General features: G+C 73.6%; 21 protein-coding genes. 9 read left to right on the top strand and 12 right to left on the bottom strand.

Translation table 11 applies throughout. The features are described from left to right. Nucleotides 1-57: 57 nt before the first annotated feature. The 3 genes from AB0M18_RS05390 to AB0M18_RS05380 form a co-directional block, all read right to left on the bottom strand. Nucleotides 58-1,215, bottom strand: coding sequence for an Mrp/NBP35 family ATP-binding protein (locus AB0M18_RS05390; protein ID WP_365755456.1), 1,158 nt, complete (start codon nucleotides 1,213-1,215; stop codon nucleotides 58-60). A 139-nt stretch (nucleotides 1,216-1,354) separates the two neighbouring features. Further along, nucleotides 1,355-1,864, bottom strand: coding sequence for a DUF1003 domain-containing protein (locus AB0M18_RS05385; protein WP_365755500.1), 510 nt, complete (start codon nucleotides 1,862-1,864; stop codon nucleotides 1,355-1,357). A gap of 49 nt (nucleotides 1,865-1,913) precedes the next feature. Then, on the bottom strand, nucleotides 1,914-3,182 hold the full coding sequence (locus AB0M18_RS05380) for a CBS domain-containing protein (RefSeq protein ID WP_365755455.1): 1,269 nt from the start codon (nucleotides 3,180-3,182) through the stop codon (nucleotides 1,914-1,916). A gap of 218 nt (nucleotides 3,183-3,400) precedes the next feature. On the opposite strand from AB0M18_RS05380, the gene AB0M18_RS05375 reads away from it, so the two are divergent. Next, nucleotides 3,401-4,210, top strand: a complete 810-nt coding sequence (locus tag AB0M18_RS05375) for a hypothetical protein (RefSeq protein WP_365755454.1) — start codon at nucleotides 3,401-3,403, stop codon at nucleotides 4,208-4,210. A 46-nt stretch (nucleotides 4,211-4,256) separates the two neighbouring features. Here AB0M18_RS05375 and AB0M18_RS05370 read toward each other — a convergent pair whose 3' ends face one another. Together AB0M18_RS05370 and AB0M18_RS05365 are read right to left on the bottom strand one after the other, a co-directional pair. Further along, nucleotides 4,257-4,760 (bottom strand): hypothetical protein, encoded by a 504-nt coding sequence (locus tag AB0M18_RS05370; protein ID WP_365755453.1) that lies wholly within the window; start codon nucleotides 4,758-4,760, stop codon nucleotides 4,257-4,259. Between the two features lie 29 nt (nucleotides 4,761-4,789). Beyond that, on the bottom strand, nucleotides 4,790-5,929 hold the full coding sequence (locus AB0M18_RS05365; protein WP_365755452.1) for a magnesium and cobalt transport protein CorA: 1,140 nt from the start codon (nucleotides 5,927-5,929) through the stop codon (nucleotides 4,790-4,792). 448 nt (nucleotides 5,930-6,377) lie between these two features. On the opposite strand from AB0M18_RS05365, the gene AB0M18_RS05360 reads away from it, so the two are divergent. The 4 genes from AB0M18_RS05360 to AB0M18_RS05345 all read left to right on the top strand — a co-directional run bounded on the left by AB0M18_RS05360 (nucleotide 6,378) and on the right by AB0M18_RS05345 (nucleotide 9,552). Then, complete coding sequence (locus AB0M18_RS05360; RefSeq protein ID WP_365755451.1) at nucleotides 6,378-6,968, top strand: suppressor of fused domain protein; 591 nt, start codon at nucleotides 6,378-6,380, stop codon at nucleotides 6,966-6,968. A 115-nt stretch (nucleotides 6,969-7,083) separates the two neighbouring features. After that, nucleotides 7,084-7,722: a DUF6758 family protein gene (locus AB0M18_RS05355; RefSeq protein WP_365755450.1), complete on the top strand. Its 639-nt coding sequence runs from the start codon at nucleotides 7,084-7,086 to the stop codon at nucleotides 7,720-7,722. 182 nt (nucleotides 7,723-7,904) lie between these two features. Further along, nucleotides 7,905-8,765, top strand: coding sequence for a PHP domain-containing protein (locus AB0M18_RS05350; RefSeq protein ID WP_365755449.1), 861 nt, complete (start codon nucleotides 7,905-7,907; stop codon nucleotides 8,763-8,765). Between the two features lie 181 nt (nucleotides 8,766-8,946). Continuing rightward, complete coding sequence (locus AB0M18_RS05345) at nucleotides 8,947-9,552, top strand: MarC family protein (protein WP_365755499.1); 606 nt, start codon at nucleotides 8,947-8,949, stop codon at nucleotides 9,550-9,552. Between the two features lie 98 nt (nucleotides 9,553-9,650). Here the strand turns inward: AB0M18_RS05345 and AB0M18_RS05340 are convergent, their stop codons facing one another. The 3 genes from AB0M18_RS05340 to AB0M18_RS05330 all read right to left on the bottom strand — a co-directional run bounded on the left by AB0M18_RS05340 (nucleotide 9,651) and on the right by AB0M18_RS05330 (nucleotide 13,760). Next, nucleotides 9,651-9,803 carry a hypothetical protein gene (locus AB0M18_RS05340; protein ID WP_365755448.1) on the bottom strand — a complete coding sequence of 51 codons (153 nt, stop codon included), beginning with the start codon at nucleotides 9,801-9,803 and terminating at the stop codon, nucleotides 9,651-9,653. 176 nt (nucleotides 9,804-9,979) lie between these two features. Then, entirely contained in the window at nucleotides 9,980-10,903 is a 924-nt protein-coding gene (locus tag AB0M18_RS05335) for an alpha/beta hydrolase (RefSeq protein WP_365755447.1), read from the bottom strand. Nucleotides 10,904-11,000: 97 nt separating this feature from the next. Continuing rightward, nucleotides 11,001-13,760 carry a DEAD/DEAH box helicase gene (locus AB0M18_RS05330; protein ID WP_365755446.1) on the bottom strand — a complete coding sequence of 920 codons (2,760 nt, stop codon included), beginning with the start codon at nucleotides 13,758-13,760 and terminating at the stop codon, nucleotides 11,001-11,003. Nucleotides 13,761-14,241: 481 nt separating this feature from the next. Here AB0M18_RS05330 and AB0M18_RS05325 point away from each other — a divergent pair, with 481 nt between their 5' ends. Continuing rightward, nucleotides 14,242-14,973 (top strand): ferritin-like fold-containing protein, encoded by a 732-nt coding sequence (locus tag AB0M18_RS05325; RefSeq protein WP_365755445.1) that lies wholly within the window; start codon nucleotides 14,242-14,244, stop codon nucleotides 14,971-14,973. Nucleotides 14,974-15,025: 52 nt separating this feature from the next. Here AB0M18_RS05325 and AB0M18_RS05320 read toward each other — a convergent pair whose 3' ends face one another. The 4 genes from AB0M18_RS05320 to AB0M18_RS05305 form a co-directional block, all read right to left on the bottom strand. Beyond that, a complete protein-coding gene (locus tag AB0M18_RS05320; RefSeq protein WP_365755444.1) occupies nucleotides 15,026-15,301 on the bottom strand; it encodes a hypothetical protein in 276 nt (91 codons plus the stop codon). Nucleotides 15,302-15,492: 191 nt separating this feature from the next. Next, nucleotides 15,493-15,720 carry a DUF3107 domain-containing protein gene (locus AB0M18_RS05315; protein WP_265866637.1) on the bottom strand — a complete coding sequence of 76 codons (228 nt, stop codon included), beginning with the start codon at nucleotides 15,718-15,720 and terminating at the stop codon, nucleotides 15,493-15,495. Nucleotides 15,721-15,893: 173 nt separating this feature from the next. After that, nucleotides 15,894-16,553 (bottom strand): TetR/AcrR family transcriptional regulator, encoded by a 660-nt coding sequence (locus AB0M18_RS05310; RefSeq protein WP_365755443.1) that lies wholly within the window; start codon nucleotides 16,551-16,553, stop codon nucleotides 15,894-15,896. A 172-nt stretch (nucleotides 16,554-16,725) separates the two neighbouring features. Continuing rightward, on the bottom strand, nucleotides 16,726-16,941 hold the full coding sequence (locus AB0M18_RS05305; protein ID WP_365755442.1) for a hypothetical protein: 216 nt from the start codon (nucleotides 16,939-16,941) through the stop codon (nucleotides 16,726-16,728). A gap of 144 nt (nucleotides 16,942-17,085) precedes the next feature. Here AB0M18_RS05305 and AB0M18_RS05300 point away from each other — a divergent pair, with 144 nt between their 5' ends. The 3 genes from AB0M18_RS05300 to AB0M18_RS05290 all read left to right on the top strand — a co-directional run bounded on the left by AB0M18_RS05300 (nucleotide 17,086) and on the right by AB0M18_RS05290 (nucleotide 21,471). Next, nucleotides 17,086-18,066 (top strand): alpha/beta hydrolase, encoded by a 981-nt coding sequence (locus AB0M18_RS05300; protein ID WP_365755441.1) that lies wholly within the window; start codon nucleotides 17,086-17,088, stop codon nucleotides 18,064-18,066. A gap of 8 nt (nucleotides 18,067-18,074) precedes the next feature. After that, entirely contained in the window at nucleotides 18,075-19,538 is a 1,464-nt protein-coding gene (locus AB0M18_RS05295; RefSeq protein ID WP_365755440.1) for a DUF3152 domain-containing protein, read from the top strand. Between the two features lie 241 nt (nucleotides 19,539-19,779). Next, nucleotides 19,780-21,471, top strand: coding sequence for a DUF3492 domain-containing protein (locus tag AB0M18_RS05290; RefSeq protein WP_365755439.1), 1,692 nt, complete (start codon nucleotides 19,780-19,782; stop codon nucleotides 21,469-21,471). Nucleotides 21,472-21,477 lie beyond the last annotated feature (6 nt).

Genomic DNA, 21,477 nt, shown 5'->3' with positions numbered 1-21,477 from the left:
CGAAGGGCGCCCCGCGACTCGCGCGGGGCGCCCTTCGCCGTACGTACCGTCGAGCGGTCAGAACTTGTTCCGCGGCGTGATGCCCAGGCTCATGCCCGACAGGCCGCGCTGGCGGCCGCCCAGCTTGCCCGCGATCGTGCGCAGGGCCGCGCCGGCCGGGGAGTCGGGGTCGGCCAGGACGACCGGCCTGCCCTCGTCGCCGCCCTCGCGCAGGCGCACGTCGATCGGGATCGAGCCGAGCACCGGGACGGTCGCGCCGGTGGTCCTGGTCAGGCCGTCGGCGACCAGCTGGCCGCCGCCCGTGCCGAACACGTCGACCATCTCGTCGCAGTGCGGACACGGCAGGCCCGCCATGTTCTCGACCACGCCGACGATCTTCTGGTGGGTCTGCACGGCGATCGCGCCGGCCCGCTCGGCGACCTCGGCCGCCGCCTGCTGCGGGGTCGTGACGACCAGGATCTCCGCGTTCGGCACCAGCTGGGCCACGGAGATCGCGATGTCACCGGTGCCCGGCGGCAGGTCGAGGAGGAGGACGTCCAGGTCGCCCCAGTACACGTCCGCGAGGAACTGCTGGAGCGCGCGGTGCAGCATCGGGCCGCGCCACACGACCGGCGCGTTGCCCGGGGTGAACATGCCGATCGAGATGACCTTCACGCCGTTCGCCGACGGCGGCATGATCATGTTCTCGACCTGGGTCGGACGCCCGTCCACGCCCAGCATGCGCGGCACGCTGTGGCCGTAGATGTCGGCGTCCACGACACCGACCTTCAGACCGTCGGCGGCCATCGCCGCCGCCAGGTTGACCGTCACCGAGGACTTGCCGACGCCGCCCTTGCCGGACGCCACCGCGTAGACCCGGGTCAGCGAGCCCGGCTTGGCGAACGGGACCTCGCGCTCGGCGGTGGTGCCGCGCAGCGCCGACGCGAGCTCCTTGCGCTGCTCGTCGCTCATCACGTCCAGGGAGACGTCGACGCCGGTGACGCCCTCGACCCGGGAGACGGCGTCCGTCACGCGCTGGGTGATCGTCTCGCGCATCGGGCAGCCGGAGACCGTGAGGTAGACGGTGACGGCGACCTTGCCGTCGTCACCGATCTCCACCGACTTCACCATGCCGAGCTCGGTGATCGGCTTGTTGATCTCGGGGTCGTTCACCGTCGCTAGTGCTTCGCGCACCGCGTCAGTCGTTGGGGTGAACCCCGACCTATCGGCAGTCATCCGTCTTCCTTCGCCACTAGGCTCCCACTCGCGCCATTCGGCGCCGGGCAGGGCTTGTCCGTCATGAGGACGCGTACGCGTTCAAGTGAGAAGCCCCTCCTCAGGGAGGGGAGGAGTCACAGAGAGATGGTACGGCGATTTAGCGCGTCGGTTCTGAACCATCAGCTCGTAGGGGATGAGAGATCCGTCGCTCCTCGAACTCCTTCAGGAGATCGAGGAGCTCCGAGCGCATCCAGTCGCGGGTGGCCACCTCGCCCAGGCCCATCCGCAGCGCCGCGATCTCCCGGGTCAGGTACTCGGTGTCGGCGATCGAACGCTCGTTCTGCTTGCGGTCCTGTTCCAGGTTGACCCGGTCCCGGTCGTCCTGCCGGTTCTGCGCGAGCAGGATCAGCGGAGCCGCGTACGAGGCCTGCAGGGACAGCGCGAGCGTCAGGAAGATGAAGGGGTACTCGTCGAACCGCAGCGCCGACGGCGCGAAGACGTTCCACCCGATCCAGACGACGACCGTCAGGGTCATCCAGACCAGGAACCTGCCCGTCCCCAGGAAGCGGGCGATCCGCTCCGAGAGCCGCCCGAAGGCCTCGGGGTCGTACTCCGGCAGCAGCCGGGCGCGCCGCTCGCGCGGCAGGTCGAGCCGGATCCGGGGCAGCGTGCGCTCCCGGTCCCGGTCCCGCTCGCGGTCCCGCTCCTGCGCGCGCTCAGCCACCGGCCACCCCCTCCTCGTGGAACTCCGTCTCGCGCCAGTCGTCCGGCAGCAGGTGGTCGAGCACGTCGTCCACCGTGACCGCGCCCAGCAGCGAGCCGCTCTCGTCCACCACCGGCGCCGCCACCAGGTTGTACGCGGCGAAGTAGCTGGTGATGGCGGGCAGCGGGGTGTCCGGGCCGAGCGGCGGCAGATCGGTGTCCGCGAGCGCGCTGACCAGCGTGAACGGCGGGTCCCGCAGCAGCCGCTGGAAGTGCACCGTGCCCAGGTACTTGCCCGTCGGGGTCTCGTCCGGCGGCCGGCACACGTACACCTGCGCGGCGAGCGCGGGGGAGAGGTCCTGCTGGCGGACCCGGGCCAGCGCGTCGGCGACCGTGGCGTCCGGCCGCAGCACGATCGGCTCGGTCGTCATCAGACCGCCCGCGGTCCGCTCCTCGTACGCCATCAGCCGACGCACGTCGGCCGCGTCGTCCGGCTGCATCAGGGTCAGCAGCCGCTCCTTCTCGTCCTCCGGCAGCTCGTTCAGGAGGTCGGCCGCGTCGTCCGGGTCCATCGCCTCCAGGACGTCCGCGGCCCGCTCCTCCTTCAGCTTGCCCAGGATCTCGATCTGGTCGTCCTCCGGCAGCTCCTCCAGGACGTCCGCGAGCCGGTCGTCGTCGAGAGCGGCCGCCACCTCGGCGCGCCGCTTGGGGGAGAGGTGGTGCAGCGCGTTGGCGAGGTCGGCGGGGCGCAGCCGCTCGAAGGTGGCGACCAGGCTCTCGGCGCCCTGCCCGTGCTCCTCCAGGGAGAAGCCGGTGACGGCGGACCAGTCGACGGTCAGCGTCTCGCCCTTGCGGCGAAGCGCCCCGCCCTTGCCGCGCCGTACGAAGACCTTGTCGATCTCCCAGTCGCGGCGGGCCGGCAGCTGCTGGATCGCCACGTCGAGGACGGTGACCTCCTCACGGGTCTCCACCAGCGTCACCCGCCGGTCGAGGAGTTCGCCGAGCACCAGTCGCTCGGTGGGGCGTTGTTCGAAGCGCCGCATGTTGACGACACCGGTGGTGATGACCTGGCCGGACTCGACGCCGGTGATCCGGGTCATCGGCACGAAGACCCGGCGGCGCGACAGCACCTCGACGACCATGCCGAGCAGCCGCGGCGGGCGTCGGCCCACCCGCAGCATGGCCACCAGATCGCTGACCCGGCCGACCTGGTCGCCCACGGGGTCGAAGACCGGGACGCCGGCGAGATGGGAGACGAAGACCCGGGGGGCGCCTGCCGCCATGCTCGCGCCTCCTCCGTGCCGCACGATTCGGGCCGGTACGTGAATGCTCGTCCCGCTTGCCGGGTTCAGGCTAGCCCGTGGCGGACGGTGCCGCTTCGGCAGAGCGCCCGTCCGGCTGCCTGCGGGACGGGCACCCGGCCCGGGTACGCTGCGGTCTGCCGCCCCCCACCGGCTCCGGATCCCACCGGCCGTCCCCCACCCTCACGAGAGGTGCCCAGGTGACCGTGCTCCGTCCGACCTCGCGCGTCCGCGGGGCCGTCCTTCCGCTCGCGCTCTCCGTGGGCCTGATGACGGTGCTCGGTGCGTGCGCCTCCGACCCGGACGAGGGGACCAACGGGGTCGGGCGGCTCGACGCCACCGTGATCGAGGAGAAGGCCAGGGCGGCGGCCGACGGGGCCGAGGCGGTGCGCCTGTCCGGCACGCTGGTCAGCAAGGGCGGCACCTACAAGCTGAACATGCGCCTCAAGCAGGACGGCGCGAGCGGCTCGGTGACCACGAAGAACAGCACCTTCGAGCTGCTTCGGGTCGGCGACGCGCTCTATCTGAAGGCGGACGCGGGCTTCTGGGAGCACGAGGACGGCGCCGGCGGCTCGGCCGCCCCGTCGGAATCCGAGGGCTCCGGCTCGGGCTCCGGCGACTCGGGTTCCGACCACGGTGGGTCGGAGGCCGCCGACACGCTTGAGGACAAGTACGTGAAGGTGCCCGAGGACGACCCCTCGTACAAGCAACTGCGCGGCTTCACCGACATGAACCTGCTGCTCGACGGGCTGATCGGGCTGCACGGCGACCTCGTCAAGGGCGACCACGACAAGATCGGCGGCGTGCGCACCATCAACGTCCGCGTCGGCGAGGACGCCGTGGGCGGCTCGCTCGACGTGTCCCTGGAGGGCGCCCCGTTCCCACTGCGCTTCGCGCGCGGCGGCGGCGCGGGCGTGGTGATCCTGTCCGAGTGGAACAAGGACTTCCCGCTGGCCGAGCCGGAGAAGGGCCAGATGCTCGACTACGGCAAGCAGCTGCCCCGAACGTAGCCCCCCGTGCGCAGCCCCCGTACGCAGCCCCGTCCAGGGCGGCCGTCTAGCGGCGGTGCTTGCGCTTCAGGAGCAGCTTCGGCAGGCCGGCCGGGACCGGCCGGCGGGTGATGCCGGGTGACGGCAGCGGTACGGCGGCCAGCGAGCCGTCCGGCAGGTCGGTGGTCGAGGCCCGCGGTTCGAGCCGCACGACCCGGCACTCGCGTGCCCAACGGTCCGGCATGGCCTCGCCGTCGGGCGCGTTCAGCCGCTTGCCCTTCAGCTCGGCGACCGCCGCGTCCCACTCCTCCGTACCGGCCGGCAGTTCGCGTACGACGGCGGTCCAGGCGACGACCCGGCCGCCCTTGTCCTTGCTGCGCACGGTGACCTCGGCGGTGCCGCCGTCGGCCAGGCCCGGCAGCGGCTGCTCGCCCGGCCCGTCGCCGACGACGAGCGCGGCCCCCTCGTGCCACACGTGCCACAGCGCGCGGGCCGCCGGGGCCGCGCCCCGCACCCAGACGAGGCCGGACTTCTTGGTGGCCTCCTCGACGAGGAACAGCTCTTCGGTCATGGGCCGAAGCCTATCGAGCGGTGCGACTCCTACAACCAGCCGTTGCGCTTGAGGGTGCGGTGGATGGCGAAGCAGATGACGGCGATGCCGCCGAGCACCATCGGGTACCCGTACTTCCAGTGCAGCTCCGGCATGTGGTCGAAGTTCATGCCGTACACCCCGCAGACCGCCGTCGGGACGGCGACGATCGCCGCCCACGAGGTGATCTTGCGCATGTCCTCGTTCTGCGCGACGGTCGCCTGCGCCAGATTGGCCTGGAGGATCGAGTTGAGCAGCTCGTCGAAGGCGACGACCTGCTCCTGGACCCGGGCGAGGTGGTCGGCGACGTCCCGGAAGTACTTCTGGATGTCGGGGTCGACCAGGCGCATCGGCCGCTCGCTGAGCAGCTGCATCGGGCGGAGCAGCGGCGTGACCGCCCGCTTGAACTCCAGGACCTCGCGCTTGAGCTGGTAGATCCGGCCGGTGTCAGCGCCGCGGGTGGAGCCCTTGGCGGCCGGCGAGAAGACGTCGATCTCCAGCTCGTCGATGTCGAGCTCGACGGCGTCGGCGACCGCGATGTAGCCGTCGACGACATGGTCGGCGATGGCGTGCAGCACGGAGGAGGGGCCCTTGGCGAGCAGTTCGGGCTCGCCCTGGAGGCGGTGCCGGAGGTTGCGCAGCGAGCCCTGCCCGCCGTGCCGGACGGTGATGACGAAGTCGGGGCCGGTGAAGACCATCACCTCGCCGGTCTCCACGACCTCGCTGGTGGCGGTGAGTTCGGCGTGCTCGACGTAGTGGATCGTCTTGAAGACGGTGAAGAGGGTGTCGTCGTAACGCTCCAGCTTGGGCCGCTGGTGGGCGTGGACGGCGTCCTCGACGGCGAGCGGGTGCAGCCCGAACTCGGCGGCGATACCGGCGAATTCGGCCTCGGTCGGCTCGTGCAGACCGATCCAGGCGAAGCCGCCGCTCTCCCGCACCTGGCGCATCGCGCCGCGCGGGGTCAGGCAGGCGCGGTCGTCGACCCGGCGCCCGTCGCGGTAGACGGCGCAGTCGACGACGGCGCTCGCGGCCGTGGGGTCGCGGGTGGCGTCGTAGTTGGCGTACTGCGCGGCGGTGGCGGTGGTGGTCTTGCGCAGCGGGTGCAGCAGGGACGGACGGACGGCGGCGCGCAGGTCACGGATCATCGACATGGGCGTGCTCCTTCACGGAGAGGCCGTCGGCGACGGTGGCACAGCCCGGAATGAGGACGTGGAGCCACGTCGTCCACAAAGCGGGCGGCACCGGCGGATCGCGGTGACGGCGTTCGCTACAGACAGGGAGGCAAGAAGGTGCTCTTCCGTCGTGCGTGCTGCCGGAGACCGGAGAGAGGGGATCCGGGAAGGCCGAGAGGCTACGGGGATCCGTGTGTCACCGGAGGGAGGAGCGCACCGGGCTGGGGTGCGTGGCGGCGGAAGAGCGGCTGGTACTGCCGGGTCGACTTCGATCCATCGCAGTCCCACCTCCTCCGGCCGGTCCCTCGTGAGGGATGACGTGTGACGAGCAGTCGGGTCATCAAGCCCGACCAGTCGCCAACACTATCAGCCGACCGAGGGTCAATCCCTTACTTTGCCCGTTCCATACGCGCTTTATGCTCGCCGCATGGCAGAAATTCTCGTTCTGGTCGAGGCCCGGTTGCGCACCGCCCTCGGCGAGCCGGACGCGCGGGCGGCGATCACCTTCCTCGGCACCGACCGGATCGAGGTGCTCCGCTTCATCGACGCCGAGGCCGGACTCGTGCGCTACGCGACCCTCGGCATGTCCGCGCAGCCGATGGCCGACCCCACCTCCGCGCTCGCCGACCCGGTGAAGGGCCCGCGCGCCGAACTGCTGCTCACCGTGCGCGCCGGCCTCGCCGACACCGACCAGGTGCTCCGCCCGCTCGCCGTACTCGCCGCCACCCCCCAGGTGGAGGGCGTGGTCGTGGCCCCCGGCGCCTCGCTCGACGTCGGCGAGCCGCTGTGGCCGGGCGCGCCCTTCAGCTCGGTCCTGGTCGCCGAGCCGGGCGGCCTGGTGGAGGACCTGGACCTCGACGCCCCGCTCGACCCGGTGCGCTTCCTGCCGCTGCTCCCGATGACCTCGAACGAGGCCGCGTGGAAGCGCGTGCACGGCGCGCAGGCCCTGGAGGAGCGCTGGCTGGGCAACGGCACGGACCTGCGCGATCCGCTGCGCAGGTCCGTGACCCTGGACTGACCGACGGGCGGGCGCAAGGGGACGATCGCGGTCCGGGTGAAGCGCTCCGGCCGGACGGGTGATCATCGGTGATCGTCCTTGACGCGGGGCCCCGCGGGTAGGACCGTTGAGCCCTATGAGGGGCGAACCCAGTTGCCCGAAGTGCGGTGGCCGGGTCAGGGCGCCCGGTCTCTTCGCCGACTCCTGGCAGTGCGACGTGCACGGCTCGGTGCACCCGCTCCAGCCCGTCATCCCACCCAGCGTCGAAGGCCTCGGTGTGGTCGTGCACCGGGCCCACGTGCCGGTGTGGATGCCGTGGCCCCTGCCCGTCGGGTGGCTCTTCACCGGGGTGGCGTACGCCGGTGACGACCGCAGCGGCGGACGCGCGACCGCCGTGGCCTGTTCCGGGCCCGGTCCGCTCGGCGGCATCGGGGAGCTGCTGCTCGTCGCCGAGGAGCTCGGCGTCGGACTCGGCGCCCGGTACGCGGGCATGGACGGACCCGATCCCGGCCCCGGCATGGCCATCGACAAACCGCCGCAGGTCAAGGTCCTCGCCGCCGGCCGCCCGACTCCGCTCTGGCATGTCACCGGTGCCCCGCAGGACCGCGCCGTCTTCGCCGGCGAGGCGCGCGGACTGTGGCTGTGGGCGATCGTCTGGCCCGAGCAGTCCGGACTGCTGATGTACGACGAGCTGGTCCTCACCGATCTGCGCGAGGCGGGTTCGGAGGTCGAGCTGCTGCCGTGCGGCGCGCTGACACCGAGGCTGCTCACGTAGGCCGGGTCTTCCGGATCTTGCCGGGGTCTTCCGGATCTTGCCGGGCTTCCGGCGGGACGGGCCGGCGCGGCGACCGCAGGTAAGGGGCGGGGGCTTCGGTGGCTCCGTACGAAGGGGCTTGATTCGCCCGTTATGCTGGAGCGGTCCCTTCAGTCCGCCCCGAGCCCCCGGAGTCCCGCGTCGTGCGCATCGACCTGCACACCCACTCCACGGCCTCGGACGGTACGGACACCCCGGCCGAGTTGGTGCGCCATGCCGCCGCCGCGGGCCTCGACGTGGTCGCGCTGACCGACCACGACACCACCCGGGGACACCGTGAGGCCGTCGCGGCCCTGCCCGAGGGCCTCACCCTCGTCACCGGCGCCGAACTCTCCTGCCGCTACGACGGCGTGAGCCTGCACATGCTGGCCTACCTCTTCGACCCCGAGGAGCCCGCCCTGCTCGCCGAGCGCGAGCTGGTCCGGGACGACCGGGTGCCGCGCGCCCGCGCCATGGTCGCCAAGCTCCAGGAGCTCGGCGTGCCCGTCACCTGGGAGCAGGTTGCCCGGATCGCCGGCGACGGCTCCGTGGGCCGCCCGCACGTCGCCGAGGCCCTGGTCGAGCTCGGCGTCGTGCCCGATGTCTCCGGCGCCTTCACGCCCGAGTGGATCGCCGACGGCGGCCGGGCCCACGTGCAGAAGCACGAGCTCGACCCGATCGACGCGATCCGGCTGGTCAAGGCCGCCGGGGGGGTCACCGTCTTCGCCCACCCGCTGGCCGTCAAGCGCGGCGAGTGCGTGCCCGAGTCCGCCATCGCGCAGCTCGCCGAGGCCGGTCTCGACGGCATCGAGGTGGACCACATGGACCACGACGAGCCGACCCGGGCCCGGCTGCGCGGACTCGCCAAGGAGCTGGGGCTGCTGACCACCGGCTCCAGCGACTACCACGGCAGCCGCAAGACCGTCGGCCTCGGCGAGTACACCACCGACCCCGAGATCTACGGCGAGATCACCCGCCGCGCCGCCGGTGCCTTCCCGGTGCCGGGCGCGGGCGGACGCCCGTAACGCCTCGTCATCGCCGCACCCTTCTCCCTTTCCGCCTGACGGCCGGCCGCCCCGCGCGGCCGGGCCGCCGTGCCGCGGCGTCCCCGTGCTTCCCCTCCCGGCCGGCTCCGGCCTGCCCGCTCCCCGGAATCCCTTATTCCGGATGTTCGTGTACACCCCTTTCCCGCAAGGCACCCACACCGTGTTCGACGTCGCCGTCTTCGGCTCGCTGTTCCTGACCCTCTTCGTGATCATGGACCCCCCGGGGATCACCCCGATCTTCCTCGCGCTCACCTCCGGCCGCGCCGTCAAGGTGCAGCGCCGCATGGCCTGGCAGGCCGTCGCCGTGGCCTTCGGCGTCATCGCCGTCTTCGGCGTCCTCGGCCAGCAGATCCTCGACTACCTGCACGTCTCCGTCCCCGCGCTGATGATCGCGGGCGGACTGCTCCTGCTGCTCATCGCGCTCAGCCTGCTCACCGGCAAGAACGACGAGCCGCAGCAGACCAAGGACGTCAACGTCGCCCTGGTCCCGCTCGGCATGCCGCTGCTCGCCGGGCCCGGTGCCATCGTCTCGGTCATCCTCGCCGTGCAGCACGCCGACGGCGCCGCCGCGCAGATCTCCGTCTGGGCCGCCATCGTCGCCATGCACATCGTGCTGTGGCTGACCATGCGCTACTCGCTGCTGATCATCCGCGTCATCAAGGACGGCGGCGTGGTGCTCGTGACGCGGCTCGCCGGCATGATGCTCGCCGCCATCGCCGTGCAGCAGATCATCAACGGCGTCACCCAGGTCGTCCAGGGCGTCTGACACCCCGGACGCCGCGCCGTACACACCACTGCGCCCCCGTACGGATTCCGGATCTCCGGAGTCCGCGCGGGGGCGCGGTGCGTGGTGGTGCTTCGTCTCTACGAGGCCGAGGTCTCGGCCGGACGGATCCAGATGCGCTGGCCGATCGCGGCGGCCTGCTGCACGATCCGGTTGACGGAGGCGGCGTCCACGACGGTCCGGTCGACGGGCGTGCCGTCGGTGTCGTCGAGTCGCAGGATTTCGAAGCGCATGGGCTTCTCCCTTCGTCTGGAGTTGATCCTCCTGATGGAGAACTGGGGTGCACACCGGCCTCTGTGGCGGCGTACGTATGTGTCCAACGGCTTGCACCCTGCAAACATTCCCTACGCTAAGGAAATTTTTCGGGAAGCTAAATATCGCTGGGTAGACCCATCCTCGCCGACGCGCGTTACGAGGGTGCTTCGGCCGGATTTCCACCGATCGGCACCTCGGTACGACCCGGGAGCGCCCGCTCCGGGACCGCGTCCCAGAACGCCGCGAGCAGCGCCGCCAGCTCCCGGGGGTGCGACACGTTGGGGGAGTGACCGGCCCCCGCCACCACCGTGTGGTGCGCGCCGGTACGGGCGGCCGCCGCCGCCAGGTCCGGCACCGGCCAGACCGTCTCCTCGTCCCCGTACGCCAGATGCAGCGGCATCGGCAGCGCCCGCAGCGCCGCCGTCCCGTCCGGGTCGCCCACGAGCAGCCGCCCCGCGCCCGAGAGCTGGGCGATCCGGGTCAGCATCCAGCGCCGGCGCAGGAACTCCACGATCTCCGGCGGATCCCCGGCACCCGGCTCCTCGCCCCGGCTGTCCAGCCAGCGGGTCGCCTGCCACACCCGCTCCTTCGGCAGCAGCGCGAACGCTCCGCGCAGCGCCCGGATCCGGATCCGCTGCGGCCGGGCCACCCGGCCCGGGCCCGAGGAGAGCAGGGTCAGCGAGTGGAAGGCGTCCGGCGCGAGCGCGACCGCCGCGCGGGCCACCAGACCGCCGAAGGAGTGCCCGAGCAGATGCACCGGCCCCTCGCCGAGCGCCGCCGCCTGCGCGACCACGTCGAGCGCGAGCGCCTTGCGCCGGTACGCGGCCCGGCCGCGCGGCCCCGGCGTCTCGTGCTGGCCCCGCCCGTCCACGGCGACCGCGCGATACCCGGCCCCGGCGAGCGGACCGAGCAGCGCGAGGAAGTCCTCCTTGCTGCCGGTGTACCCCGGCAGCAACAGCACGGTCCCGTGCCGGGGTCCCTCGGGAACGGTGTCGAGCACGGCGAAGGGCCCCCGCGCGGTGGCCAGTCGAAGACGACGGGTACGGGGCGGCAACGCCAGGGACCGGGGCTTGCTCATACAGGGACTGTAACCGGAACCGGAGCGGCGCCTCGGCCCGTACGCACCGCGGCCCGGCGCCTCCGGAGAGGGGCCGGGCCGCGGTGGTGCCGGATGGTTACGCCTCGGGCTGGGCGGCGGCCTTCTTGGCGGTCCGCTTGCGCGGGGCCTTCGGGGCGGCCTCCGTGGCCTCGGCCGTGGTGGCCTCGGTGGCCACGGCCTTCTTGGTCGTACGGCGACGGGTCGGCGTCTTCGGCTCCGAAGCGTCCGGCGCCTCGGCGGCGACGGCCTTCTTGGCCACGCGCTTGCGCGGGGCGGCCTTCTTCGGCTCCTCGACCGTCTCGGCGGGGGCCTCGGCCGGCGCCTCGGTGGCGACGGCCTTCTTGGCGACCCGCTTGCGCGGGGCGGCCTTCTTGGGGGCCTCGGTCACGGCCTCGGCCTCGGCCGGAGCCTCGACCTCGGCGGCGACGGCCTTCCTGACCGTGCGCTTGCGCGGGGCGGCCTTCTTCGGCTCCTCGACCGTCTCGGCGGGGGCCTCGGCGGGCACCTCGGTGGCGACGGCCTTCTTGGCGACCCGCTTGCGCGGGGCGGCCTTCTTCGGCTCCTCGGCCACCACCGGCTCGGCCACCGGGGCGGCGGCCTCGACGATGACCACGGCAGCGGCGCTCGCGGTCGACGTCACCGGGCTGGAGGCCCGACGGGTCGCACGGCGGCGCGGCTTGGGCTCCTCGGCGACCGGCGCGGGGGCCGGCTCCGGGGCGGCGGGGGCCTCGGCGGCCGGGGCCGTCGACGTCACCGGGCGGGTGGCGCGGCGACGCGGACGCGGTGCCGACGGAGCGGCGGCGGCCGGAGCGGCGGTCACCGGCTCGGCGGCCTGCGCCGGGACGGCGGCCTTGGGCGCCTCGGCCTTGACCTCGGCGGCCTTCGGCTCGGCGGCCTGGGCCGGCACCGTACGGGCCGAGGCGGCGGCCAGCGCGGCGGCGGCCGTCTCGACCGTCTGGAAGGTCACCGTCTCCTCGGCCGGACGCGGCCGGACCCGGCGCTTGCGCGGGGCAGGCGCAGGGGCAGCGGCCGGAGCCTGGGCAGGGGCGGCGGCGGTCACCGGCTCGGCGGCCTCCGGACGCGCGCCACGGGAACGACGGCGGCGCGGCCGGGACTCCTCGGCCGGGGCCTCGACGACCGGCTCGGCGACCGGGGTCTCGGCGACCGGCTCCGGGGTCACCACGGCGGGAGCCTCGGCGACCTCGGCGGTCTCCACGACCTCGGTGGTCTCCGCGGCGCGGGTCCGGGTGCGGCTGCGACGGCGGCGCGGCTCCTCGGCGGGCGCCTCGGCCACCGGGGCGGCCGGAGCCTCGACCGGCGTCTCGACCGGCGTCTCGACGGCCGGGGCCTCCACGACGGCGGTCGTGCTCGCCGTGCCGGCGACCGGGATACCGGCCGACGGGCCGCCCGTGCCGCGGGTGCGGCGGCGGCGCGGACGGCGCGGACCGGCGGGCGCCTCGGCGGCGTCCGTACCGGCGGCCGGGGCCTCGGGCGCGGTCGCCACGGCGGTCTGCTCGACCGGCGCGCCGTCGCCGAGCTCCGAACCGCCACGGGTGCGGCGGCGCTGGCGCGGCGTACGGGTGCGGGCCGGACGCTCCTCGGCCTGCTGCTGCTCGCGGCGCGGGCCGCGGCCGCGCTTGCCGCCGGGCTCGCCCAGGTCCTCCAGGACCTCCGCGTCGAGACCGGCGCGGGTGCGCTCGGCGCGCGGCAGGATGCCCTTGGTGCCCTCGGGGATGTCGAGCAGCTCGTAGAGGTGCGGCGAGCTGGAGTAGGTCTCGACCGGGTCGCTGAACTTCAGGTCGAGGGCCTTGTTGATCAGCTGCCAGCGCGGGATGTCGTCCCAGTCGACCAGCGTGATCGCGGTGCCGCTCGCGCCCGCGCGGCCGGTGCGGCCGATGCGGTGCAGATAGGTCTTCTCGTCCTCGGGGGACTGGTAGTTGATGACGTGCGTCACGCCCTCGACGTCGATGCCGCGGGCGGCGACGTCGGTGGCGACGAGGACGTCGACCTTGCCGTTGCGGAAGGCGCGCAGCGCCTGCTCGCGGGCGCCCTGGCCGAGGTCGCCGTGGACCGCGCCGGAGGCGAAGCCGCGGCGCTCCAGCTGCTCGGCGATGTCGGCGGCGGTGCGCTTGGTACGGCAGAAGATCATCGCGAGACCGCGGCCACGGGCCTGCAGGATGCGGGCGACCATCTCCGGCTTGTCCATGTTGTGGGCGCGGAAGACGTGCTGCGCGATGTTGGCGTGCGTCGCGCCCTCGTCGTCCGGCGAGGTGGCGCGGATGTGCGTGGGCTTCGACATGTAGCGGCGGGCCAGGCCGATGACGGCGCCCGGCATGGTCGCCGAGAACAGCATGGTCTGGCGGGACGCCGGAAGCATGCTGATGATCTTCTCGACGTCGGGCAGGAAGCCCAGGTCGAGCATCTCGTCGGCCTCGTCCAGGACGAGCGCCTTGACGTGCGACAGGTCGAGCTTGCGCTGGCCGGCCAGGTCGAGCAGGCGGCCCGGGGTGCCGACGATCACGTCGACGCCCTTCTTCAGCGCCTCGACCTGGGGCTCGTAGGCCCGGCCGCCGTAGATGGCGAGGACCCGCACGTTGCGCACCTTGCCGGCGGTGAGCAGGTCGTTGGTGACCTGCTGGCACAGCTCGCGGGTGGGCACGACGACGAGCGCCTGCGGGGCGTCGGTCAGCTGCTCGGGCTTGGCGCGGCCCGCCTCGACGTCGGCGGGGACGGTGACGCGCTCCAGGAGCGGGAGGCCGAAACCGAGGGTCTTGCCCGTACCGGTCTTGGCCTGGCCGATGACGTCGGTGCCGGAAAGGGCGACCGGAAGGGTCATCTCCTGGATGGGGAAGGGGGTGACGATGCCGACGGCTTCCAGGGCCTCGGCCGTCTCGGGAAGGATCCCGAGGTCGCGGAACGTAGTCAGGGTGCTGCCTCTTCTGTGAGACGCGGCGCGAGGCGAACGAAGGGGGTCTCACCGTGCCGGGAACCACTGGGGGGATCGGGAAGATCACCGTCGGGTCGGCGCGGGACCACTGCCGTCGCTCGAGCGTCGTGCCGCTGAGGGACCCTTCGGCGGGTCCGCCGGAAGGGCTGTCGGGCCGGAGCCGATCGGGCCACCGACCGGGCATCCTCATTCATCAGTCGGCCCACCGAGTACGTCCGAACGTGCGAAAGCATGTCCGCATACTCAGCAGGCGCATTACCACTGTACCCCGGAATCGCGCATGTGTGTCGGGAGAATTCCCGGCGAGGCCACCGTCACAGGGGACGACCGGCGCCCCGGGCGTCACGGCGAGCGGGCTATTGTGCGCTTCATGGAGACGCCTGACAACGCCACACCCACCGGTATCGCCGCCCAGGACTGGGCCACCGCGTCCGCCGTGCCGCAGTACCGCGCCGCCGTGATCGACCTGCTCGGCGCGCTGGCCTACGGCGAGCTCGCGGCCTTCGAGCGGCTCGCCGAGGACGCCAAGCTGGCGCCGACCCTCGCGGACAAGGCGGAGCTGGCGAAGATGGCCTCCGCCGAGTTCCACCACTTCGAGCAGCTGCGCGGCCGGCTCGCCGCCGTGGACGCCGAGCCCACCGAGGCGATGGAGCCCTTCGCGAAGGCGCTGGACGACTTCCACCGGCAGACCGCGCCGTCCGACTGGCTGGAGGGCCTGGTCAAGGCCTACGTGGGCGACTCGATCGCCAGTGACTTCTACCGCGAGGTCGCGGCCCGGCTCGACTCCGACACCCGCGCGCTCGTGCTCTCGGTGCTCGACGACACGGGGCACGGCAACTTCGCCGTGGAGAAGGTCCGCGCCGCCATCGACGCCGATCCGCGGGTGGGCGGCCGCCTCGCGCTGTGGGCGCGCCGGCTGATGGGCGAGGCCCTGTCGCAGGCCCAGCGCGTGGTCGCCGAGCGCGACGCCCTGTCGACGATGCTGGTCGGCGGCGTGGACGGGATGGCCGCGGGCTTCGACCTCGCCGAGGTCGGCCGCATGTTCTCCCGCATCACCGAGGCGCACACCAAGCGGATGGCCGCGCTCGGCCTGGCCGCGTAGAGGACCGCGGCGGGAGTGAACGTTCCGCCGCGGGTGCTTCCGCCGCGGGCGCTCAGCCCGCGGCGGCTGATCGGCGCAGCCGCCGCCGCGAGGCCGGGCGGATGAGCAGCGACAGCAGGACGGCGGTGATCGCGACGGCGCCGATCAGGGTGGCCAGGAAGTGGCCGGGCCCGAGGGCGCCGTGGGTCACCAGGGCGCCGAAGACGCCGCCCAGCGCGCCGGTCAGCAGGACGGCGGCCCGTCCGGGGAGGCGATCGGGGAGCCGGTGCGCGGCGGCCCAGGCCAGGGCGAAACCGAGCAGGGCGGAGCCGAGGGCTTCCAGGAACACGGCGGATCACCTCGCGTGGGGTGCGGGGCGGGCAGTTCGGTCACTCCCGTCCTACCCGGTCACTCCGGATGACAATCCTCCCCGTACCCCCCTGACGTGGGCAGACGGAGACGGCACCGGTCGGCGAGGAGCGCAAGGCGAAGGGGCCCGGCGGACAGTGTCCGCCGGGCCCCTTCACTCGGTCGTACGTCTCAGAGGGCGCCGAAGCCCACCCGGCGCACGGCCTGCTCGCCGATCTCGATGTACGCGATCTTGTCGGACGGGACGAGGACCTTGCGGCCCTTCTCGTCCGTCAGGCTGAGCAGCGGCGTCTTGCCGGCCAGCGCGTCGGCCACCGCGCGCTCGACCTCCTCGGCGGACTGCCCGCTCTCCAGAACGATCTCCCGGGGTGCGTACTGCACGCCGATCTTGACCTCCACGGCTATGTCCCTCCGAACGGTCTGCTGTGCGCGTGGATCCCGCGCCGTACCTGCCACACATTAGCCCGGTGAGGGGACGGACACGGTGTGCACGGGGCACGCCAAGAGCGAACAGCGCGGGGGAACAGGCGCGGGGACACAGGGGGCGGTCCCGGGTCGGTGACCCGCGGGGCTCAGTGGCCCTCGGCGGCGAGCTGTCCGTCCGTGCCGTGCAGCGGGAAGCCGGCGATGCCGCGCCAGGCGAGCGAGGTCAGCAGGCCGACCGCCGTGTCGCGGGGGATCGGCGACTCGCTGGACAGCCAGTAGCGCGCGACCACCTGGGACACGCCGCCCAGGCCCACGGCCAGGAGCATCGACTCGTCCTTCGACAGTCCGGTGTCCTCCGCGATGACCTCGGAGATGGCCTCGGCGCACTGCAGCGAGACCCGGTCGACGCGCTCGCGCACGGCCGGCTCGTTGGTCAGGTCCGACTCGAAGACGAGCCGGAAGGCGCCGCCCTCGTCCTCCACGTACGCGAAGTAGGCGTCCATCGTCGCCGCGACCCGCAGCTTGTTGTCGGAGGTGGAGCCCAGGGCCGTGCGCACCGACTGGAGCAGCGCCTCGCAGTGCTGGTCCAGGAGCGCGAGGTAGAGCTCCAGCTTGCCCGGGAAGTGCTGGTAGAGCACCGGCTTGCTGACGCCGGCCCGCTCGGCGATGTCGTCCATGGCGGCCGAGTGGTAACCCTGGGCGACGAACACCTCCTGGGCCGCGCCGAGCAGCTGGTTCCGACGGGCACGGCGCGGCAGGCGCGTGCCCCGGGGGCGTGCTGCCTCTGTCTGCTCGATGGCGCTCACGCCGCCTCCAAAGTTCGATCCATGCGCGCATTGGCGTCGCGCCGCCATCGTACTTTTGGGTAACCCGGCTGTGCGCGGTGCGAACGCAGAATTTCACGGACCGGACGCCCGGGGCGAGAGGCGACGGGCAACAAGATGGTCAGGTAACCGAACACATCGCGCCCGGCCGGGGTCAGCGGTAGTCGTCCTCGTCGACGCTGACCACCCGGGTCTGTTCCACCGCGTCCGCGTCGTTCGCCTGGTCGTGCGGCAACTGCTGAGGCCGCTCGTCCTCGCGCTGCTGCAGTTCGGTGTGCTGCTCGGCCGCGTCGGCCTCCGGGATCTCCTCGTCGAGCACGACGTCCTCTTCCTCGGCGAATGTGTCCGGCTCGTTCGGGTCGACAGTCATGCGGTTCCTTCCGGCGTGGCGGGTCCGCGGGTCCTGTCCGATGACCCTCAACTCCGAGCGTAGGAGCTCCCCCGGCGCGGCGCACCCGATCCTGTGACGCCACCCACACGCGCCCGGGCGTGATCGTCTCGTAATATCGCTGCCATGTCCTCGACCGAGCTGCCGGAAACCCGGACCGCCGCACCGCCCGCGACCCGGCCGCGCGCCGTGCGGGTCGCCGACGGCGAGAGACTGCGCTCCGTCGCGCTGCCCGGGCTCACCCTGACCGTGCGCTCCCGGCCCGGCGACCGCCCCGGTCTGCCGCCCGCGCTGTACGTGCACGGGCTCGGCGGCTCCTCGCAGAACTGGTCGGACCTGATGCCCCGGCTCGCCGACCTCGTCGACGGCGAGGCGGTCGACCTGCCCGGCTTCGGCGACTCGCCGCCGCCGGACGACGGCGACTACTCCGTGACCGGACACGCCCGGGCGGTCATCCGGCATCTCGACGCGGCCGGCCGCGGCCCGGTGCACCTCTTCGGCAACTCGCTGGGCGGCGCCGTCGCCACCCGGGTCGCCGCCGTGCGCCCCGACCTGGTGCGCACCCTCACCCTGGTCTCCCCGGCGCTGCCGGAGTTGCGGGCCCAGAAGTCCGCCTGGCCGACCGCGATGCTCGCGCTGCCGGGCGTCACGTCGCTGTTCGCGCGGCTCAGCCGGGACTGGACGCCCGAGCAGCGGGTCCGCGGGGTGCTCTCGCTCTGTTACGGCGACCCCGGCCGGGTCAGCGAGGAGGGCTTCCGGCACGCCGTCGAGGAGATGGAACGGCGCCTGGAACTGCCGTACTTCTGGGACGCGATGGCCCGCTCCTCGCGCGGCATCGTCGACGCGTACACACTGGGCGGCCAGCACGGGCTGTGGCGGCAGGCGGAGCGCGTGCTCGCGCCGACCCTGCTCGTCTACGGCGGCCGTGACCGGCTGGTGGGCTTCCGGATGGCGCGCAGGGCGGCCGCCGCGTTCCGCGGCTCGCGGCTGCTCACGCTCCCGGAGGCGGGGCACGTGGCCATGATGGAGTATCCGGAGACCGTCGCCGCGGCGGTCCGGGAGCTGATCACCGATGCCGCGCGGACCGCGGCCGAGGGCGGGAGCTGAGCCGGACCGTGGGACGACATAGTCGCAAGGGGCCCGCACCCGCGCCGGTGGCCGACACCGGACAGCGGGAGGCCGCGAGGCCCGGGCCGGGGAGCGGGCGACGCCGCCGCGGCGAGGACCAGCAGCCTCCGGCCGCCGGACCCTGGCAGGGCGGGCAGACCCCGTCACCGCAGCGGCCGCAGGCCGCACAGCCCTATCCGGGCGGGCCCCGGCCCCAGAACGCACAGCAGCCCATGGGCGCCGCGCGGCCGCAGCCCTACCCGGGCGGGCCCCGCACACAGGGCGCGCCGCAGTATCCGGGCGGCCCCCGGCCGCAGGCCGCGTCGCGGCCCCCGCAGCCGCCTCGTCCGTACGGCCCGCAGGGGGTGCCGGTGTACGGCGCGCCGGGGCGCACGGCCGCTCCCCTCTTCGACACGCCGATGCACGGCACGCCGCGCGTGCAGGGGCCGTACGACCCGTACGACCCGAGCGCCGCCGACTCCTTCGTACGCGGCGGGCACCCCGTGCACGAGGAGACCGCACCCCCTGCGGCTCCCTTCGTTCCCGGCCCGCGCCGCGAGGCGCCGCCCCGGCCGATCGTCGAGGAGACGGAACAGGCCGCTACGGAGGCCGAGTCCGTCGGAGACCCCGAAGCACGGCGGTCCGGGCGGTCCGGCGGTCTCGGGCGGGCCCTCACCGGCGTCGCCGCCGCCGCGATCACCACCGTGCTCGCGGTGGTCGTGGCCGGCCAGGTCGCCGAGCGCGAGAGCGGCGGGGGCGCGGCGCAGTCCAAGGCCGCCGACCGGCCCGCCGACCGTGCCGGGGCCGAGAACCCCGCGTCCCGCTCGGACGACCGCCCGACCCGTACGCCCACGGCGGCCCCCGCGCCGCCCTCGTACGAGGAACTGATGGCGCGGCGGTTCCCGATCGACCCCAAGCTGCGCGGCCCGGGGAGGTTCGACGCCGTGCCCGGCTTCGACAAGGCGCCCGGCAAGGGCCGCAAGGTCCGCTACCGGATCGACGTGGAGCAGGGGCTCGGGCTCGACGGCTCGCTGTTCGCGCAGGCCGTGCAGAAGACGCTCAACGACCCGCGCAGCTGGGCCGGCCGGGGCGAGATGACCTTCGAGCGGATCTCCAGCGGCGACCCCGACTTCGTCATCACCCTCGCCAGCCCCGGCACCACCGGCGACTGGTGCCGCAAGTCCGGTCTCGACACCACCGTCGACAACGTGTCCTGCGACTCCGCCTCGACCGAGCGCGTGATGATCAACGCCTTCCGGTGGGCGCAGGGTTCGGACACCTTCGGCCCGGCCGCGATGCACGCCTACCGTCAGATGCTCATCAACCACGAGGTCGGGCACCGGCTCGGCCACAACCACGTGAGCTGCCGCACGCCCGGCGCGCTCGCGCCGGTGATGCAGCAGCAGACCAAGTCGCTCGACATCGACGGCGTCAGGTGCCGCCCCAACCCCTGGGTGCACCCCGGGAGTTGACGTCCGTCGACGCCTGTTGACGCCCCGTCGAACTACCCCCCGGGGCCTGACGGAGAGTGACCGTACCGGCCCGTAGCGCCACGGAACGCGACGGGTGCGGGAAAGTCACGCGCATTCACCCCTTCCGGTGGTGCGACGGACAACCGTCCATCACACCCCCGTCATGTCCGCTTACGTTCTTCACGCTGCGGGTCGCCGGACCGAACGGTGACCGCCGTCACGGGAGAACGGGGGTGTGCTCATGCGGATCGGACTGCTCACGGAGGGTGGCTACCCGTATGCCGCCGGTGAGTCCGGGCTCTGGTGCGACCGGCTCGTCCGCGGGCTCGCCCCGCACGAGTTCGACCTGTACGCGCTGAGCCGCGACGCCCACCAGGAGGCCGCCGGCCGGCTGCCGCTGCCGCCCAACGTGCGCGGTGTGCGCACCGCCCCGCTGTGGACCCCCGAGGACGACACCCGGGGCCCCGGCCGGGCCCGCGGCCGCGGCTACGGCCGACGCGACCGGCACCGCTTCGAGGACGCGTTCCGGGAGCTCGCCGAGGGCGTCTGCGCCGCCGACGCGCCCGACGGCACCGACCGGCCCGGCACCGAGGGCCCCGAGCGCTTCGCCGCCGGGCTCTACGGACTCGCCGAACTCGCCCGCGCGAGCGGCGGACTCGCCGGCGCGCTGCGCTCCGAGCACGCCGTCCGGATCCTGGAGGCCGCCTGCCGCGCCCCCGGCGCCCGCCGCGCCGCCGCCGCCACCGTCGCCGACCAGCTCGCCTTCACCGAACAGCTGGAACGCGCCCTGCGCCCCCTCTCGCTCGACTGGTACGACGAGGAGGCCGGCCGCGACGGAACGGCCGGCGGCCTCGGGCTCGTCGACCTCTGCCACGCCGCCTCCGCCGGCGCCGCCGCCCTCCCGGGCCTCCTGGCCAAACGCTTCTTCGGCACCCCGCTGCTCGTCACCGAGTACGGCGTCCAGCTCCGCGCCCACTACCTCGCCGCCACCGGCGCACCCCTCGCCACCCCCGTACGCGCCCTGCTCGCCGCCTTCCACGGACGGCTCGCCGGCGAGGTCTACCGGCAGGCCGCGCTGCTCACCCCCGGCAACGCGCACGCCCGCCGCTGGCAGGAGAGGTGCGGCGCCGACCGGGCCCGGCTGCGCACCGTCCACCCCGGCATGGACGCCGAGCGCTTCGCCGAGGTCGGCGAGGACGAGGAGAGCGGCGATCCGGCCACCCTCTCCTGGATCGGCCGGGTCGAACCCGCCAAGGACCTCGTCGCCCTGCTGCACGCCTTCGCCGAGGTGCGCCGGCAGCAGCCCGACGCCCGGCTGCGGATCATCGCCGCGCCGGTGCGCGAGGCCGGCGCCGCCGCGTATCTCGCGCACTGCCGGGGCCTGGCCGAGCAGCTGTTCCCCGACGAGGCGGCCGGCGCGCACGCCATCGGCGAGAACCCGGTCTCCTTCGAGGAGCTCGGCGGACCCGAGGCGCCCAGCCTGGAGGAGGCCTACGCGGCCAGCGCCGTCGTCGTGCTCTCCAGCGTCGTGGAGGGCTTCCCGGTCGGCCTCGTCGAGGCCATGTTCTGTGCCCGGGCCACCGTCTCCACGGACGTCGGCGCGGTCGTCGAGGTCATCGGCGGCACCGGGCTCGTCGTCCCCCCGCGCAACCCCAAGGCGCTCGCCGACGCCTGCCTCGCGCTGCTGCGCGACCCGGACCGCCGGCACCGGCTCGGCGCGGCCGCCCGCGCCCGCGCCCTTGAGCTGTTCACCGTCGAACAGAACCTGGCGGCGTTCCGCGGCATCTACCTCGAACTTCTCTCCCACTCACCGGTCCGCCGCCGCACCACCAGCGGCGTGCCCTTCGCCCACCCGGCCGAGTCCCATGTGCCGGGCAGCTGGGCGGACCAGCCGGTCACCGCGGCGACCGGAGCGGGAGAACCCGATGCGTGAAGGAGG

This window comes from Streptomyces sp. NPDC051909, assembly GCF_040681095.1.
Taxonomy (GTDB): domain Bacteria; phylum Actinomycetota; class Actinomycetes; order Streptomycetales; family Streptomycetaceae; genus Streptomyces.
This window is presented reverse-complemented; position numbering and strand designations above follow the sequence as displayed.